A 16,335-nucleotide genomic window follows, 5' to 3' on the forward strand; every position below is an offset into this window, starting at 1 on the left:
AATCAGCGCCCCGTTGATGGCATGGAAACCCTAGCCTGACCTATGGAAACCGACTATCGCCGGCTGCGTCAAATTCATCCCCATGTATGCCAAAAGCCGGTAACATAGCTGATCCCGCACTTATTTCCCCCTTGTTCCTCAGGCGGCACGGCTTTCTATCCGTTCGAACGGATTAATGAGACTCCAGTGTCCACTCATAAGATACGCCCAAACCAAGGCACAGGATCGCCCTGCTGTGTCTCGGAGGGATGATTCTTCAGTGGAGGAGCAACTTTGTTCCGACATCAATGCCTTCAAGGCGAAGGTTCGTTCCGCACTGGATGCTGATTGCCGCATCATGATCCGAAGCTTGATGTCAGCGTTCAAGAAATAACGTTCGACCAGACCACGTTCAGGATTTTGCTTTTACAAAGTGCCGACGCGACTGCGGCGAATTCCGTCCTCGCTTACAAGATTTTCATTTTGATGGCGAAGCTGGATCCACGTTTACTGCCTCAGAAAGTCAAAGATCAACTTGGAAGATCATTTTCAAATTCGGATTTTGCCTCCTCTCAGTTGACCACCAATTTGTTGACCGCCAACCTGTTGACCGCAGCATATGGTGAGATGGGACGATGCGGGAGAGGCATAAGACTTTTTGCTCGACTGATCGGCTGCCTATAGCGCCTCTCCACGTCACGACGCAGCCACCACCACCAACGGCGCTATCGCGCGCCTGAACGCAGCCTGATCCTCCACACTACGCCCTGCCGCGTAAGCCTCAAGGCGGGCACCCGCACCGCCAAGCCTCAGCTCCGGCAATGCGTCCTTCAGCGCCGCCAGCATCGCCGGATTCAGGGCGTCCAGTTTCGGCCGGATCACCGTCTTTAAGTCCGGTACGTCGGTGAAAGGCGCGTGGCCCTCCGACTTCCAGGCGGCGATACGCTCCGACTGGATCATCTTGGACGCGTCGATCTGCGCCTGGAAGAACTTCGCCGCCACGTCCTTGTCCAAACCGGCCTCCACGGCCTGGGCGGTCACGGCTTCGATCACCTGAGCTTCGCGGGGAAGGTCTTCGACCGCAGCGCCGGAGTTGTACTTGTGCCGGGCGACGCCCGGCATTACGGCAAGCCGTTCCCCGATCAGGCTCAGCAGCGTATCCAGCGCGGTCCCGGCGGCCAGGACGAAGCCGGGCCTCGTGCTCAGGCATGCAACGCCAGCAGCGGCTGCCAAAAAAGTCAGCGCTCCGCGCCGGCTAATTGTAAAGTTCAGGTTCATTTCCAGCCCGCGTCAGCTCAGCATGCTCGTCATCAGCGAGCGTAGCTGAGCCGGCTTTACCGGCTTGTTAAGAAGCTGGAAGCCGTTGGCGTTGACCTCTTCCTGAACCTCCGGCAGGCGGTCGGCGGTGATGATCAGGCTGGGGATGTTCACCCCGCAGTGGTCCAGCACGGCGCGCAGCGCGCAGACGCCGGTGGCGCCGTGTTCCAGATGGTAGTCGGCAATCGCGATGTCGGGCGGGCGCTCCAAGCTCTCGATCACGCGCACAGCCTCCTCCCCCGAGGCGGCAGTCACCACGGCGCAGCGCCAGCCTTCCAGCAGGGCCGTCATGCCGGACAGGATGCTGCGTTCGTTGTCGATCACCAGCACCAGCGATCCGGCCAGCCGGTTGAGCGAGGCGGCCGGCACCGGTTCCGGCGGGCGGACCTGGCGGCGGCGGTCGCCGATCGGGACGGTCACCGAGAACACCGACCCCTCACCTTGGACCGAGCGGACGCCGATCCTGTGGTCCAGCATCCGGGCGACGCGCTCGACGATGGCAAGCCCCAGGCCCATGCCCCGGTCGCGGCCACTCTGGTCGTTGCCCAGGCGGCGGAACTCCTCGAAGATCTCGACCAGCTTGTCTTCCGGGATGCCGGGACCCGTGTCCCAGACCTCTATCCGCAACCGGCTGCCGTCGCGCCGGCAGCCCAGCAGCACCCGGCCCGACCGGGTGTAGCGCATGGCGTTGCTGAGGAAGTTCTGGATGATCCGCCGCAGCAGGCGGATGTCGCTGTAGACGACGGCGCTGCTCGACACGACGCGCAGTTCCAGGCTCCGTTCGCGCGCCTGCGCCGCGTACTCGGTCGCCATCGCACCCAGCAGGGATTCGATCGGGAAGTCGCCCGGTTCGGCCTGCACGACGCCGGCGTCCAGCTTGCTGATGTCGAGCAAGGCCCCCAGCAAATCCTCGACCGCCGCCAGTGCCACGTCGGTATTCTCGATCAGGACGCCGTTCTGCGGGATCTGTTCCAGGTCGCTCAGCGCAGACACGAACAGCCGGGCCGCGTTCAGCGGTTGCAGCAGGTCGTGGCTGGGCGCCGCCAGGAACTTCGTCTTGGACAGGTTGGCCTGCTCGGCCTCCACCTTGGCGACCCGCAAGGCTTCCTCGATCTGCTTGCGCTCGGCGATCTCCTGGTGAAGCTTGCCGTTCAGCGCCATCAAGGCGGCGGTGCGCTCATCGACCCGGCGCTCCAGGCTTTCCTTCGACTCCTTCAGCGCCTCCGCGACCATACGGCGCTCGGTGATGTCCTGGATCAGGGCGTAATAGCCCAGCACCTCGCCGGTCTCGCCGAAATGCGGGATATAAGTCGCCAGCGCGTAGCGCACGGCGCCGTTCTCCGCCGGAAGTTCCATCTCGAAGGTGACTTCGTTGCCGGCCAGCGCCGCCAGGACGTTTTCTCGGCGCTGCTCGTAATGCTCGGCGCCGAGGGCGACCCACATCGGCTGCCCATCGATCTCCTCGCGCGGGCGGTTGAACCAGTCCTCGTAGGGCTTGTTGACGAAACGGAAGCGCTGCTCGCTGTCGACATAGGCGATCAGGGCCGGCATCGCGTCGGTGATCGTCCGGATGCGGCGCTCGCTGTCGCGCAGGGCTTCCTCGTTGCGCTTGCGCTCCGTGATGTCGGTATAGGTGTTGACGAAGCCGCCGCCGGGCATGACCGTGCGCCGGATATCCAGCACCCTGCCCTGCCATTCCTCCTCCACGGCCAGCGGACGCTCACCCAGATCCTCGCGCGACATCGCCTTGTCGCTCAACCCGTCCCAGCTCAGCCGGGTATTGTGATCGACGAAGTCCTGCCACGTGGCGCCTTGCCGGACCACCTTGGTCGGCAGGTTCAGCAGGCGGACGAAGCAGTCGTTCCAGGCGACGAGGTTCAAGTCCTTGTCGTAGACCGCGACCCCTTGGGCGATGTTGTCCAGCGTCGCCTGGAGCAGGACGGACTTCTCGGCCAGCTCCGTTTCACGCCGCCGGGTCTCGTCGCGCTTGAGATCGGTGATGTCGGTGTAGATTCCGACGACCCCGCCGTCGCGGGTCCGCCGTTCGTTGACCTGCATCCAGCGTCCGTCGGCCAGCGCGTGGACATACGGCCCCTTAGGCTGCCGGTGCTCGGCCAGCCGCTGGTGCAGCCAACTGACTCCCCCGTCCCGGATGTCCTGGACCGACCGGCTCCGGACCGCCTGAAGCGCTATCTCGGTGAATGTCACTCCTGGGACGATCTGCTCGCTGAAGGCCGGCCAGAAGGCCAGATACTTGCTGTTGCACATGACCAGCCGGTCGTCGCCGTCGAACAGGGCGAAGCCCTCGTTGACGGACTCGATGGCTTCGGCCAGCCGGGCCTGGACCGTCTCCGCCAGTTCCTTGGCGCGGGCAAGGTCGCGGTTGGACCGCTCCAGCTCGTGGAGCGTCCGTTCCAGTTCGAGCGTTCGCTCGCGCACCTTGGTTTCCAGCACGATGGCGGTCTGGAACAGCGAGAAGGCGTTGCCCTGGAAATCCATGCTGCGCTCGACGCGGTCCATCAGGACCTTGTTGATCCGGCGCAGCTTCTCGTTCTCGTGCTCGAGTTCGGCGATGCGCCGCTGCTCCGCCGACAATCCCGGCTGGTGCGGAGGGGGAGCGAGGCTCAGGCTTTGCATCGCGCACCTATGGCGACGCCGGTGAAGGTCTGGTTGACGTGCATCGCGTTGAACTGCTCTCCATAGGTGCAGAACCCGATCACATTGTTCCGGGACAGCACCTTCGACACCAAATGCTTGATCTGCTTCTGCTCCATCTCCAGGCTGCGAAGAATACAGTCGCAGCCCAGGATCAGTTCCGGCTCCCCGACATCATCGCGCAGGCGGGCGAACAGGTTCTCCAGGTTCTGGACAAGGTCCACCCCTTCCGCGACCGTCAGCACGATCCCCTCGTCGATCGCGCAGAAGAACGTCAGGCTCTCGTCGTCGTTGACCTTCTGGATCGAGCGGACGTGATACTCGCCGCCGACCCGGACCACGACCGGATACGCCGCGAAGATCATCGACGTCAGCGGCTCGCCCTCCAGCCCGACCATGCGAGCATATTCCCGCCCCGCCGGCTCGGCATTGATCTCGGTCACGATGCGCCGTGCGGGATCGGCCTCGGTTACGACCATCTTGCGGTCGGAACTGACGAAATGCTCCGTGCGGAAGACGCTGAAGCGGCGGAAGGTGTCGACCAGCACCAGGACCGCGGCGTCGGTGTGGAACCGGCCGTCGTGCAGCACCCAGGTCTGCTCGAACTTCAGGTCGTCGCCGGCGGAGCCGCCGAACAGCGGTATGTCGCCAAGCGCCGAGTAGAGCGAACTGACCACCGGCTCCTCCCGGATCGACAAGCCGTCGATCAGGAGCAGCGCGAAGCTGCCGGAGGCGGCGTCCCGGTGTTCCGGAGAGGCGGCGTCGCGCTTTGCGGTCAGGCTGCGGACCAGCGCCTGGGCATGGGAGATCTCGAAGCTTTCCAGATCGTCGATCCGCTCGGCGACAGCCGTGAAGTCGCTGCGCGGAAAGCTGACACCCGTGATCGACCCCGTCATGTATCCGGCCGGCGTGATCTCTCCCGCCGTGGTGCAGCCGATTACCAGGGTATCGCCGAACACGTCGGCCAGGGCCTCCCCCAGCAGGGGCAGATCGTATTGCGGTGAGCAGAAGACCAGCACGAACGCGGTGTCCGGCTGGGCGATGGCGTCGTGCAGCTCGACCGCCGCCCGCCTGGGATCGATATCATGGCTGAAGCCCCGGCGCATCCGGGGACCGGCCGCATCGGCAAAGGCCTGGGGCCGAAGCCCCATGTCCGAATCGACACCCGTTGCCGCATTGGCTTCGACCGCCGGCTCCGGCGCCAGCGTGTCGGCAACGAGCTGCCGTACCGGCGCGCGTGAGGTCCGGCCACCGATGCGGCCGGTGCGAGGCCCCTTGGCCATCAAAACTACTCCGCCTTTCCCCTGTGCCGGAGCCTGGAACGAGGGAAGTGCCCGCAGCTCCCCTCCCGGCTCCCGCCTACGCATAAAATTACTCTCCCGGCATCACTTCTGCCAAGGGCGCTGCCCTAGGTGCGACGTTAGACCAAAGTCTAAGGTGGGGAGAGGCAAGGGGAACGGCGCCGTCATCCCACTTTCGGACATACCGGATTAGGCCACCCTCTACTCGAAAGTCTGACGTCTCAAGGACGCCCGCGACACTTAGTCTTCACACTGAAAAAATGCGACCGGGAGGAAGTAACGCATGGACATGTCCGGCAGCTATCGGATCACGGCCCCCAGGGAAAAGGTCTGGGCCGCCCTCAACGATCCGGAAATCCTGAAACAATGCATCCCCGGATGTGAGGAGATCGAGAAGCATTCCGACACCGAACTGACGGCGAAGGTCGTCGCCAAGGTGGGGCCGGTCAAGGCGAAGTTCGCCGGTAAGGTGACCCTGAGCGATATCGATCCGCCCAACGGCTATACCATCACCGGCGAAGGCAGCGGCGGCGCCGCCGGCTTCGGCAAGGGAGGAGCCGCCGTCAAGCTCAACCCGGATGGCCACGACGCGACGCTGCTGGAGTATACCGCCCATGCCCAGGTCGGCGGCAAGTTGGCGCAGATCGGATCGCGGCTGATCGACGGAACGGCGCGCAAGATGGCGGACGACTTCTTCGCGAAGTTCACCCAGGTCGTCGGTCAGCCCCAGGATGAGGCGGACGGCGAGGCCGAGACGCCGTCGCGGCAGGAAGCACCGGCTGTCGGCGGACAGGTCGCGGCTCAGCCTGCGGCGGCGATGGCGTTCTCTCCGCCGACTCCCGCGTCAGCTCAGGCCGAAGCCGGCGAGCCGCCGGTCGATATGCGTCTGGTCGCGATGGTCGGGGCCGCCACCGTCGCCTTCATGGCGATCCTGTTCTTCGTGGCGGGCGGCTGAACTCCTCCCCCGGATCGTGGACAGCGCCGGTCGCCATTCAGCCGCCATTACCTGCGGCTGAATGGCTCCTCGGATTTCATCGACATTCGTGTAGATTGCCACCTTCCATAAAAGTGCCGGCCTGGAGCTGGTCACGATCCGCGAGGAATCACGCAATGAAAAAGAATGTGTTGTTCGGCTTGGTGGCCGGTGTCGCCCTGATGGCCGGCGTTTCGTCGGCTTCGGCCCAGAATGCCGCCGAAGGCGAGAAGGTCTTCCGTCAGTGCAAAGCCTGCCACAGCCTGGAAGCCGGCAAGAAGGGCGTCGGCCCGAGCCTGAACGGTCTGGTCGGCCGTAAATCCGGCAGCGTCGAAGGCTTCGCCTATTCACCCGCGATGCAGAACGCCAACATCACCTGGGACGCGGAGAACCTGGCCAAGTACGCCGCCGATCCGAAAGGCTTCGTTGCAGGCAACAAGATGGCCTTCGCCGGCATCAAAAAGGAAGAAGACCTGAAGAACCTGGTGGCCTACCTGCTCGAAGCCGCCAAGTAAGTCTTCAAGCCTGTCCGGAAGGAAGCCCCGCCAGCGCCGGCGGGGCTTTTTGCGTCCTGGCCTGAAGGCTTCACCTGAAGGCCGCGCTCCCGGCGTTCCGGAAGTAATCCGGATCCTTTTCGCGCCACTCCCGCTCCAGCAGGCCGAATACCAGCTCGTCGCGGAACCGGCCGCCGACCGGGAAGCTCTCCCGCATCCTGCCTTCCAGCTTGAAGCCGAGCTTCTGCGCGACGCGCTGGGAGGGCAGGTTTTCCGGATCGATGCGCAGCGTGAACCGGTGCAGCCCCAAGGCGCCGAAGGCATGGTCGAGAACGGCGTGGACGGCCTCGGTGGCAAAACCCCGGCCGTGATGCTCCTTCATCAGGATGAAGCCCATATGGGCCGTACCGCCGACGATGCCGTTGACCGACAGGCTGCCGACCACGGTCAGGCGATCCGGTGAACGGCCCAGACGGGTGGCTATCGTCCATTGGCATGAAGAATGCGCCTCGGCTCCTTCAATGACATGGCGGAACAACGCCCGCGTGTCGGCGACGCTGCCGTGGCGGTCGCCGAAGAAGCGCATGGTGTCGCGATCGGCGAAGACGGGAAACAGGATGTCGGCATCCGCCAGGGTCAGGGCTCGCAGGATCAGCCGCGGAGTGGTCAGTGTCGCCGGGTCCGCCATGCCGTTTGCCGTTTCCTCGCGCAGTCTTGTCAGACGTCTTGTCAGGCCATAGGTCTTCCTGAACCGGAAGAACCTTGTACATCATTCCTGACACGTCACTGGCATGTCTCAAAAATATCCCAGGAAGCGGCAATCCACCCTTGGCTTCCTGTTAACCATAAACTGGCATCGTAGCGGTCGTTCTCCCCGCCCCGCTTTTTCCGCGAGACCGGCATAATGGCACCCGATACCTTCACCTTAGAGCCCGACCAGGAAGTCCACTCGATCCACCGCGACCGCATTGGCGAATTGCGCACGCGCCTAGCGCTCCTGCAGCAGGAAAGCGACCGGATAACGCGCGGCTTCGTGCGGCTCCACGCCTTGCGCGCCGAGATGGCGACACCGGGCGCCGATCTGGTCGGCCGCGTGGAGCAGCTGATCGCGCGTCACGAGGCGGACATCATCCGCACCCATGCTCTGCTGTACGATGCCTCGACCCTGCTGGAAGAAACGGAAAACCTGTGGGCACGGCAGGCGATGCAGCATATCCCGGCGGGTTCCTGACGGGCGCCCCGCCGCCGGTCCGCTCGCGATCCTGACCCTAGAAACAATTCAGGGCCGCCCTTGCGGGCGGCCCTGATCTTTTTGCCGTCAGGCGCGCCCGAGAGGCGCTTCGTTCAGTAACTGCTGGCTCAGCAGCATGCGCTTGAAGATGGGCTTGTGCTCCAACCCGTCCGGAATGTCGAAGCTGTAGTCGAGCAGGTCGGCGCCCTCGCTCATGTAGAGCAGGAGGTCGTGAAGACGGGCGAGTGTCTCGTGGTCGGCGGATACCATCGCCTTGTCGAGCAGGCCATGAAGTTCCTGCTCAACCTTGACCTCGTGCCGCTGGCTCATATCGCCCTCCTTCGCAAAAGAACAACTACCGGAACAGTCTGTCTTATAAGACCGGCTTTGAAGCCGGCGCATCGGATGCATCACTTATACGGACGAGCATCCTTTATGGATGCACCGAGCAGGCGGAGCAAACCTAAAGGAGACACCCCTGCATAATATCATAGGAAGTATGCCCTCTATCCTGAGGGCAGCTTGTCAGAGCCGCCGCCCTGTCCCGGCCTCGAAGACGTGACCGTTGTTCAGGCGGGGCATCAGCCTGATCGTTTCTCCGGGGCGGAACGCATGGCGCTCCACGAACATCGCGCAGGCGTCGAGATCGCCGATCCGGCAGAACACCAGCGTATCGTCCCCCGTCGGCTCTATCACCTGGACCAGCGCCGGCACGCCTTGCTGGGCGGAGTCGGTCACCAGATGCAGGTGGCCGGGCCTGATGCCGTAGGTGACCGGCTGGCCGTCGCTTCCTCCTATCAGGGGATCGACCGGAAAGCTGATGTCGCCCGGTACCTCGACCCAGGCGCTCCGGCCGTCGCGGCGGAAGGTCCCTTCGAAGAAGTTCATCGCGGGCGATCCGATGAAGCCTGCGACGAAGGTGTTGGCCGGGTAGTCGTAAAGCTCCAGCGGCGTGCCGATCTGCTCGACATGGCCGTCATGCATGACGACGATTCGGTCGGCCATGGTCATGGCCTCCACCTGATCGTGCGTGACGTAGATCGACGTCGTCCGCAGGCGCTGGTGAAGCGCCTTGATCTCGGTACGCATCTGGACGCGCAGCTTGGCGTCCAGGTTGGACAGCGGCTCGTCGAACAGGAAGACCTGCGGGTCGCGGACGATGGCGCGGCCCATCGCGACGCGCTGGCGCTGCCCACCGGAAAGCTGCCGGGGATAGCGGTCCAGGTACGGGATCAGGCCGAGGATCTCGCCGGCCTCGCGCACCCGCTTGTCGACCAGTTCGGGATCGGCCTTCCGCAGTTTCAGGCTGAAGGCCATGTTGTCGAACACGGTCATGTGCGGATAGAGCGCGTAGTTCTGGAACACCATCGCGATGTCCCGCTCCTTGGGCGGCACCAGGTTGACGATGGTGCCGCCGATCGAGATCTCGCCGCCGCTGATCTGCTCCAGCCCCGCCACCATGCGCAGCAGGGTGGACTTGCCGCAGCCGCTCGGGCCGACCAGGACGACGAACTCCTCGTCCTCGATATCGATGTCTATGCCGTGGATGACTTCATTCTGCCCGTAGGCTTTGCGGACCTGGGTGATCCCGACGGATGCCATGGCGTTCCCTGTCTCCCTGTTCGGCCACTCTGACGGCGGCGTTCGATTTCAACAGGGTAACGGGTTCACGCCAGGGCAACAAGCCGCCTTCTGGACGCCGTCAGGCAGCGGACGGAACCGGCATTTCCTCCGATCGGCCCTGCCACTGGTCGAGCACGCCGTTGACTAGGGCGGCGCTGTTGTCCAGCGCCTCCTGCATCAGGCTGAGCTGGTTTGGCCAGGGCATTTCGATCCAGCCGGTCGCCTCGCCGCTATCGCATTCCAGCGTGCCGAGAAACTTGCGGACGATCGCCTGCATGCGGCGATTGCTGATCATGCAGATCAGCATCAGCCGGCGGAGCTGGCGGTTTCGGGCCACGGTCATGATCCGGCGCACGACCCCCGATCCGATCCCCTGCCCCTGGAACTCGCGCTCGACGCTGACCGCCAATTCGCCCTCGCCCGGCCAGACCTTGGGCTCAGTCCTCAGCTCGGCGACGGCGCGAAGCTCTCCGCGCACGAAGCAGCCGACCATGATGGTGAAACGCCAGTCGATGCCACGGCAATAGGCCGCGATCGACTCGTCGGTCTTGAAACCGCAGAAGCGCGCGTAGCGGTCCTGGGAAGACAGCCGGAGCAGGTGGTCCCGGTAGACGTTGAGGTCGGTGGGGAGAAGCTTCCGGTAAAAGGTCATGATGGACTTCACATCCGTATCTTCGGGAACGAACGCCTTCAGTCCTTGGAACCTTTCCATCCCTTTGTATCGATGGGACAGGGTCGCTCGGGTAGAACGCCCTGTCTCCGGGTAGCCGTTGGTCTAGCCACTTCACCTATATTGCATCGCAGCAAACGGATGAAAAGGCCACCTGTTGCTGCTATGCACAAAAGTCACCGACCGGTGTTCACCATGTCACAGTTGGCGAGAGCGGCCGAGGTGGTTATGCTCGCGCTGGACACCATCGACCGTTGGATATCATGAGCATCTGGGGAAAGATCCTGGGCGGAGCGGCGGGTTTCGCCATCGGCGGACCGATCGGGGCGCTGCTGGGCGCCGTCGCCGGGCACGCCGTCGATCTCTATCGCGAAGACGAAACCGATCCGTCTTCCGCCACCACCACCGAAGTAGCGCCCGACGCCACCCAGCAGATCGCCTTCACGATCGGCGTCATCGTGCTGGGCGCCAAGATGGCGAAGGTCGACGGCGCCGTCACCCGGCATGAAGTCACCGCCTTCAAGCAGGTCTTCCACATCCCGGAAGACGAGATGAAGAATGTCGGACGGGTCTTCGATCTGGCCCGGCGCGACAGCCAGGGGTGGGAGCCCTACGCCCGCCAGATCGCCAAGTTGCTGGCCGACCGCCCCGCCGTGCTGGAAGACCTGCTGGACGGCCTGTTCCACATCGCCCGCGCCGACGGCGCGCTGCGCGACGCGGAGATCGACTATCTCCACGGCATCGCCCGGGTCTTCGGCTTCTCCGACCAGGACTTCAACCGCATCCGCGCCTGCAACGGCTGCGCCCAGAAGAACGACGCCTACGCCGTCCTCGGCCTGACCCCGTCCGCCACGGACGAGGAGATCAAGGTCACCTACCGGCAGCTCGTCCGCGACCATCACCCGGACCGGCTGATCGCCCAGGGGCTGCCGCAGGACTTCATCGACATCGCCAACGATAAGTTGGCGGCGATCAACGCCGCCCATGACCGCATCCGGAAGGAACGCGGCGCCGTGCCGGAACCAGCCTGAACCCGGTTTTCGGTACGCACGGGCACGATGACGCCCTGACCTGCCGATATAGCGCTTGCCCTGATAGGGGGTATTGCCTTTATAGCATCCAATCATGGCACCTACTCCTCCCCTGGTCGCGCTGATGGGCGCCACGGTCACTTTCGGCGGTCTGCCGGTGTTCGAGAAGATCGATCTCGGCATCGCGCGGGGCGAAAAAGTGTGCCTGGTCGGACGCAACGGCAGCGGCAAATCCACCCTCATGAAACTGTTGGCCGGGCAAATCCTGCCCGACGACGGCGAACGCTTCCTCCAGCCCGGCGCGCGGGTCGCTTATCTGGCGCAGGAGCCGTCGTTCGACGGCTACGCGTCCGTCCACGACTTCGTCGCGGAAGGCCTGCCGCCCGACGACCAGGATGCCTTGCACCGGGTCGATGCCGTGCTGGACCGCCTCGGCCTCGCCGGCGACCGCGCACCTTCGACCCTGTCCGGAGGGGAGGCGCGGCGCGCGGCCCTGGGCCGCGCCCTGGTCTCCGCCCCCGATGTCCTGCTGCTGGACGAGCCGACCAACCACCTCGACCTGCCCACGATTGAGTGGCTGGAAGGCGAGCTTCAGTCCTATCGCGGCGGCCTGCTGCTGATCAGCCACGACCGCGCCTTCCTGTCGAAGCTGTCGCGCCGGACCCTGTGGCTTGACCGCGGCGGCATCCGGGAAACGGAACGCGGCTTCGCCGAGTTCGAGACGTGGCAGCAGGAGGTCTTCGCCTCCGAAGAGATCGCCGCCCACAAGCTCGACCGCAAGATCGCCGCCGAGACGCAGTGGATGCGCGAAGGCATCAGTGCCCGGCGGACCCGCAACATGGGCCGCGTCCGCGCCTTGCAGCAGCTTCGCGTGGACCGCACCGAGCGGGTACGCGGCGGCGCCCAGGTCAAGCTCGCGGTGGCGGAAGCCGAGATCAGCGGCCGTCTGGTGATCGAGGCGGAACATGTCGCCAAGGGCTTCGACACCGCAGAGGGGCGGCGGGAGGTCGCGAAGGACTTCTCCACCAAGATCCTGCGCGGCGACCGCGTCGGCCTGATCGGCCCCAATGGGGCCGGCAAGACGACGCTGCTCAAGATCCTGACCGGTCAGTTGCCGCCCGACAGCGGCACGATCCGGCTTGGCGTCAATCTCCAGCCGGTCTATTTCGACCAGCGCCGGGCATCGCTCGATCCGGAGGCGACGATCCACCAGACGCTCTGCCCGTTCGGCGGCGATACCGTCACGGCCGGCGGTCAGGCCCGCCACGTCGCGTCCTACATGCGGGACTTCCTGTTCGATCCCAGGCTCAAGGACACCCCGACCAAGGCGCTGTCCGGCGGCGAGCGGAACCGGCTGCTGCTGGCGACCCTGTTCGCCCGGCCGTCGAACCTGATGATCCTCGACGAGCCGACCAACGACCTCGACATGGACACGCTCGACCTGCTGGAAGAGGTCCTGAGCGACTACGACGGCACGCTGCTGCTGGTCAGCCACGACCGCGACTTCCTGGACCGGCTGGTGACCTCGGTCATCGCGGTGGAAGGCGAAGGCGAGGTTCAGGAATATGTCGGCGGCTATTCCGACTACGCGATCCAGCGCCAGGAACGGAACGGCGAGGCGGCCAAGGTCCGCCGCAAGGAAACCGCAGCATCTGCGGCCTCCGCGGAACCGAAGCAGCGCAAGAAGCTGGGCTACCAGCAGCAGCGGGAACTAGACCAGCTGCCGAAGACGATGGAAGACCTGACGAAGAAGATCAAGGCGGCCGAGGCCAGGATGGCCGATGCCGACTTCTTCAGCCGCGACCCTGCCGGGTTCCAGAAGACCAGCGAAGGATTGACCAAGTTGCAGGCGGAGCTTGAAGCGGCGGAGGAGCGCTGGCTCGAACTGGAGGCGTTGCGGGAAGAGCTGGAAGCTTCCTCTTGAGCCGGCGCGACATGGTGATGGCCCTGATCGTCATGGTGATCTGGGGCTTCAACTTCGCTGTCGCCAAGTTTGGGCTGCGCGACTTCTCACCCATCTTCCTGATGTGCCTGCGGTTCGCCAGCGTCGCGGTCCTGCTGCTGCCGTTCGTCCGGATCCCCCGAGGCCAGATGAAGGAGATCTTCATCCTGTCGGTGCTGCTGGGCAGCCTGCACTTCCCGCTGATGTTCACCGGCCTGACGGGCGTGGACGCGGCGACGGCGTCGATCGCGATCCAGCTCCAGGTTCCGTTCTCCTCGATCCTCGCGGCCGTGCTGTACCGCGACAGGCTGGGCTGGAAGCGCGGCCTGGGCATGGCGATCTCCTTCGCCGGCGTCATCGTGATCGCCGGGGAGCCGAGGGCGCTCGACAACACCTTCTATCTGTTCCTGGTCATCGTCGCGGCCCTGATCTTCTCGATCGTCAACATCCAGATCAGACGGATCGGCGATATCAGCGGATTTGCGCTGAACGGCTGGATGGCGATCATGGCCGTCCCGCAGCTGTTCGTCGCCAGCCTGCTGATGGAGACCGGCCAGTGGCAGCAATTGCATACCGCCACATGGCTGGGCTGGAGCGCCATCGCCTATATGGCCGTCATGGTGACGATCGTCTCGTACCTGATGTGGTACCCGCTGGTGCGGAAATACCCGGTCAACCAGACGATGCCCTGGACCCTGCTCGCCCCGGTGTTCGGCGTAATCTCCGGCATCTTCGTGCTGGGTGAGCCGATGACGCCCGCCATGATCGTCGGCGGCGCCCTTACCCTGGTCGGCGTGGCGGTGATCGTGATCCGCAAGGCGCCCAAGCAGAACCAGAACCAGTCGGTGACGTGATGGCCGCCGCCATCCCGGTCGCCTCCTATCCCTCGCCCAACCACGGCCCCCGCCCCAAAGGCGTGCCGGTCGATATCCTGCTGGTCCACTACACCGGCATGCCGACCGGGCGGCAAGCGCTGGAGCGGCTGTGCGATAGCCGGGCGCAGGTCAGCGCCCATTACCTGATCGAGGAGGACGGCACCGTCTTCTCGCTGGTGGATGAGGACCGCAGGGCTTGGCACGCCGGGATCGGCTACTGGCAAGGCGAGCGCGACATCAACAGCCGGTCGGTCGGGGTCGAACTGGTCAATCCCGGGCACGAATGGGGCTACCGGCCTTTTCCCGGCGTCCAGATGGCCGCTTTCGCCGCCCTGGCCGGTGCCGTCATGGAACGGCATGGGATTTTGCCCCACCGCGTGCTTGCCCACTCCGACGTGGCTCCTGCCCGCAAGGAAGACCCAGGGGAACTGTTCGACTGGCGCTGGCTGGCGGCCCAGGGAATCGGTTTCTGGCCCGTCCCCTGTGCCCTGGACGACGGTCCGGGTCATGCCGTGGCGGAAGCGCAGGCCCTGCTGGCCCGATTCGGGTACGAAGTCGAATCGACCGGGGTACTCAATCCGCAGACTCGAGTCGCGGCGACGGCGTTCCAGCGGCACTTCATCCCCGAGCGGTGCGGATACGGGCTGGACGCGGTTTTCATGAGGATTCTCAGGGCGGCCGTCAGGCAGGCGGGCGCTTTTTCAGCGACGCCGCCCTGATATCCGGGCGCCGCCGCTCGCTTTTACAGCCCGGAATCGGAGTTCAGCCCGCAATCCTGTTGCAACGCACCCTGCCAGTCCCTAAGTTCCGCTCCGCCAGACGGCCGGATGACCGCTTTTCGCAGGGTGACCTGTGGGGAGAGGAAAGTCCGGGCTCCACGGAAATACGGTGCCGGGTAACGCCCGGCGGGGGCGACCCCAGGGAAAGTGCCACAGAAAGCAAACCGCCTGTCCGGCCTTACGGCCCAGCGGGTAAGGGTGAAAGGGTGCGGTAAGAGCGCACCGCGCTCCCGGCAACGGGGGCGGCACGGTAAACCCCACCAGGAGCAAGACCGAATAGGGAAGACATGGGCCTTTACGGGTCCAGGCGCGTTTCCGCGCTGTCGTCCGGGTTGGTCGCGTGAGGCATCCGGCAACGGATGTCCCAGATGAATGGTCATCACCCGCCTCATCCGTTCGGAAGAGGGATGAAAAGCGGGTACAGAACCCGGCTTACAGGCCGTCTGGCACCACTTAGTTAAGCAATCGCTAATTCAACTTTCAGGACGCAACCGGAGTCCCTGGATTTGCAGGCGCCGGAGGCTGGGACAACGGTGAGACCTAACGGGATAAACCTGTGGACAAGCTGTTGAAGAAGGTTCGGCTACATTTCCGCGACTCTTTGCTGACAGCCGAGTCGTTCACCGGATCAAGAATTTGACAACAAAACTCCTTCGTTCGTTATAGGAACAAATAGTGAACGAAGTTGAGAAACCGCCTTAAGATTAACTTGATGTTTACCATCTCCCTAAAAAGCGCGGGAGTCGCAATCCAACCTTGAGCGAACACGTACGCACCCGCGAAATTTCTTGATTCCAAAGGCCATTTACTGGCAACGGCATTGACTGCCCATGAAATCCCATGTTATCCCATACTCACCCAAGCACAGGGTCGGTACCCGTATGGCGTAGTTCGCCAGGGGTCGCCAACCAGGGCGAAGGTGGTGCGGAACCGAGGGTTCGGACCGCGGGGCTTGAGGGTTAGATGGCCGTCTTCTTGTCCACCTACTTGAATAAAGTCGACAAGAAGGGCCGGGTGTCGGTGCCATCTCAGTTTCGTACTGTGCTGGCCAAACAGTCCCCCGAGGGTACCGCGACCGGTCTGGTGGTCTTTCGCTCCCTACAGTTTTCTGCACTCGAAGCGTGTAGTCCGGAGCACATGGAAAAGTTGGCCGCCGATCTCGAACAGATGGATATCTCCGCCGAGGAGCGTGATCTCTATGAGATGACGATTTTCGGCGACTCTGTCCAACTGCCGGTCGATGGCGACGGACGCATCCTGCTGCCGCAGGACCTGATGGATTACGCCGGCATCACGGAACAGGCGTCTTTCGTCGGCCGCAGCAAGACTTTCCAGATCTGGGAGCCGGGCGCCTATCAGGCCCGCGTGGAAGAAGCCCGCGCCCAGAGCCGCGCCTCCGGCATCTCGCTCAGTTCGATCTCGTCGGCCCGCCGGGCGGCCGCCTCCCCGTCGAAGGATTGAGGAG

Annotated in this window: 16 protein-coding genes and 1 other RNA gene; 10 read left to right on the plus strand and 7 right to left on the minus strand. The window is 64.1% G+C overall.

Features of this window, described 5'->3' with window-relative positions:
* Nucleotides 1–327: 327 nt before the first annotated feature.
* Nucleotides 328–663 (plus strand): hypothetical protein, encoded by a 336-nt coding sequence (locus N826_RS43025; RefSeq protein ID WP_147040726.1) that lies wholly within the window; start codon nt 328–330, stop codon nt 661–663.
* A 12-nt stretch (nt 664–675) separates the two neighbouring features.
* On the opposite strand, the gene aroQ is transcribed toward N826_RS43025, so the two are convergent.
* The 3 genes from aroQ to nosP are packed head-to-tail and all read right to left on the minus strand — an operon-like array spanning nt 676 to nt 5,234.
* Nucleotides 676–1,212, minus strand: coding sequence for a gamma subclass chorismate mutase AroQ (aroQ, locus tag N826_RS13680; protein WP_052831203.1), 537 nt, complete (start codon nt 1,210–1,212; stop codon nt 676–678).
* 57 nt (nt 1,213–1,269) lie between these two features.
* Complete coding sequence (locus tag N826_RS45230) at nt 1,270–3,933, minus strand: hybrid sensor histidine kinase/response regulator (RefSeq protein WP_044429588.1); 2,664 nt, start codon at nt 3,931–3,933, stop codon at nt 1,270–1,272.
* Nucleotides 3,921–5,234 carry a nitric oxide-sensing protein NosP gene (gene nosP, locus N826_RS13690; RefSeq protein ID WP_244619601.1) on the minus strand — a complete coding sequence of 438 codons (1,314 nt, stop codon included), beginning with the start codon at nt 5,232–5,234 and terminating at the stop codon, nt 3,921–3,923. Before nosP ends, N826_RS45230 begins: the two co-directional genes overlap by 13 nt.
* Nucleotides 5,235–5,535: 301 nt before the next feature.
* On the opposite strand from nosP, the gene N826_RS13695 reads away from it, so the two are divergent.
* Together N826_RS13695 and N826_RS13700 are read left to right on the plus strand one after the other, a co-directional pair.
* Nucleotides 5,536–6,207, plus strand: coding sequence for an SRPBCC family protein (locus tag N826_RS13695; RefSeq protein WP_044429590.1), 672 nt, complete (start codon nt 5,536–5,538; stop codon nt 6,205–6,207).
* Between the two features lie 155 nt (nt 6,208–6,362).
* A complete protein-coding gene (locus N826_RS13700) occupies nt 6,363–6,740 on the plus strand; it encodes a c-type cytochrome (RefSeq protein WP_044429592.1) in 378 nt (125 codons plus the stop codon).
* 70 nt (nt 6,741–6,810) lie between these two features.
* Here N826_RS13700 and N826_RS39975 read toward each other — a convergent pair whose 3' ends face one another.
* Entirely contained in the window at nt 6,811–7,407 is a 597-nt protein-coding gene (locus N826_RS39975; protein ID WP_052831205.1) for a GNAT family N-acetyltransferase, read from the minus strand.
* Between the two features lie 216 nt (nt 7,408–7,623).
* On the opposite strand from N826_RS39975, the gene N826_RS13710 reads away from it, so the two are divergent.
* Nucleotides 7,624–7,950, plus strand: a complete 327-nt coding sequence (locus N826_RS13710; protein WP_044429593.1) for a hypothetical protein — start codon at nt 7,624–7,626, stop codon at nt 7,948–7,950.
* Between the two features lie 87 nt (nt 7,951–8,037).
* On the opposite strand, the gene N826_RS13715 is transcribed toward N826_RS13710, so the two are convergent.
* The 3 genes from N826_RS13715 to N826_RS13725 form a co-directional block, all read right to left on the minus strand.
* Complete coding sequence (locus N826_RS13715) at nt 8,038–8,280, minus strand: hypothetical protein (RefSeq protein WP_044429595.1); 243 nt, start codon at nt 8,278–8,280, stop codon at nt 8,038–8,040.
* Nucleotides 8,281–8,475: 195 nt separating this feature from the next.
* The gene (locus N826_RS13720) at nt 8,476–9,552 is read right to left on the minus strand and encodes an ABC transporter ATP-binding protein (protein ID WP_044429598.1); all 1,077 of its coding nucleotides are present in this window, start codon (nt 9,550–9,552) and stop codon (nt 8,476–8,478) included.
* Between the two features lie 100 nt (nt 9,553–9,652).
* Nucleotides 9,653–10,225: a GNAT family N-acetyltransferase gene (locus N826_RS13725; RefSeq protein ID WP_044429790.1), complete on the minus strand. Its 573-nt coding sequence runs from the start codon at nt 10,223–10,225 to the stop codon at nt 9,653–9,655.
* A 281-nt stretch (nt 10,226–10,506) separates the two neighbouring features.
* Between N826_RS13725 and N826_RS13730 the strand changes: the two genes are divergently transcribed.
* The 6 genes from N826_RS13730 to N826_RS13750 all read left to right on the plus strand — a co-directional run bounded on the left by N826_RS13730 (nt 10,507) and on the right by N826_RS13750 (nt 16,331).
* Entirely contained in the window at nt 10,507–11,274 is a 768-nt protein-coding gene (locus N826_RS13730; RefSeq protein WP_044429600.1) for a TerB family tellurite resistance protein, read from the plus strand.
* Between the two features lie 94 nt (nt 11,275–11,368).
* Nucleotides 11,369–13,198 carry an ATP-binding cassette domain-containing protein gene (locus tag N826_RS13735; RefSeq protein WP_044429601.1) on the plus strand — a complete coding sequence of 610 codons (1,830 nt, stop codon included), beginning with the start codon at nt 11,369–11,371 and terminating at the stop codon, nt 13,196–13,198.
* Nucleotides 13,195–14,070, plus strand: coding sequence for a DMT family transporter (locus N826_RS13740; protein ID WP_052831208.1), 876 nt, complete (start codon nt 13,195–13,197; stop codon nt 14,068–14,070). The genes N826_RS13735 and N826_RS13740 overlap by 4 nt, the downstream gene beginning before the upstream one ends.
* Nucleotides 14,070–14,810, plus strand: a complete 741-nt coding sequence (locus N826_RS13745) for a peptidoglycan recognition protein family protein (protein ID WP_044429603.1) — start codon at nt 14,070–14,072, stop codon at nt 14,808–14,810. The genes N826_RS13740 and N826_RS13745 overlap by 1 nt, the downstream gene beginning before the upstream one ends.
* Before the next feature lie 96 nt (nt 14,811–14,906).
* Nucleotides 14,907–15,321: RNase P RNA component class A (gene rnpB / locus N826_RS39995), an RNA gene on the plus strand.
* 512 nt (nt 15,322–15,833) lie between these two features.
* Nucleotides 15,834–16,331: a division/cell wall cluster transcriptional repressor MraZ gene (locus N826_RS13750; RefSeq protein ID WP_044429606.1), complete on the plus strand. Its 498-nt coding sequence runs from the start codon at nt 15,834–15,836 to the stop codon at nt 16,329–16,331.
* Nucleotides 16,332–16,335: the final 4 nt, after the last annotated feature.

This window comes from Skermanella aerolata KACC 11604 (assembly GCF_000936425.1).
GTDB lineage: Bacteria > Pseudomonadota > Alphaproteobacteria > Azospirillales > Azospirillaceae > Skermanella > Skermanella aerolata.

Coding starts and splice junctions, on each gene's coding strand:
- N826_RS13725 (WP_044429790.1), bottom strand. CDS start 10,225: ATGACCTTTTACCGGAAGCTTCTCCCCACCGACCTCAACGTCTACCGG.
- N826_RS13710 (WP_044429593.1), top strand. CDS start 7,624: ATGGCACCCGATACCTTCACCTTAGAGCCCGACCAGGAAGTCCACTCG.
- N826_RS13745 (WP_044429603.1), top strand. CDS start 14,070: ATGGCCGCCGCCATCCCGGTCGCCTCCTATCCCTCGCCCAACCACGGC.
- N826_RS13750 (WP_044429606.1), top strand. CDS start 15,834: ATGGCCGTCTTCTTGTCCACCTACTTGAATAAAGTCGACAAGAAGGGC.
- N826_RS13735 (WP_044429601.1), top strand. CDS start 11,369: ATGGCACCTACTCCTCCCCTGGTCGCGCTGATGGGCGCCACGGTCACT.
- N826_RS13715 (WP_044429595.1), bottom strand. CDS start 8,280: ATGAGCCAGCGGCACGAGGTCAAGGTTGAGCAGGAACTTCATGGCCTG.
- N826_RS13695 (WP_044429590.1), top strand. CDS start 5,536: ATGGACATGTCCGGCAGCTATCGGATCACGGCCCCCAGGGAAAAGGTC.
- N826_RS13700 (WP_044429592.1), top strand. CDS start 6,363: ATGAAAAAGAATGTGTTGTTCGGCTTGGTGGCCGGTGTCGCCCTGATG.
- nosP (WP_244619601.1), bottom strand. CDS start 5,234: ATGGCCAAGGGGCCTCGCACCGGCCGCATCGGTGGCCGGACCTCACGC.
- N826_RS13730 (WP_044429600.1), top strand. CDS start 10,507: ATGAGCATCTGGGGAAAGATCCTGGGCGGAGCGGCGGGTTTCGCCATC.
- N826_RS39975 (WP_052831205.1), bottom strand. CDS start 7,407: ATGGCGGACCCGGCGACACTGACCACTCCGCGGCTGATCCTGCGAGCC.
- N826_RS13720 (WP_044429598.1), bottom strand. CDS start 9,552: ATGGCATCCGTCGGGATCACCCAGGTCCGCAAAGCCTACGGGCAGAAT.
- N826_RS45230 (WP_044429588.1), bottom strand. CDS start 3,933: ATGCAAAGCCTGAGCCTCGCTCCCCCTCCGCACCAGCCGGGATTGTCG.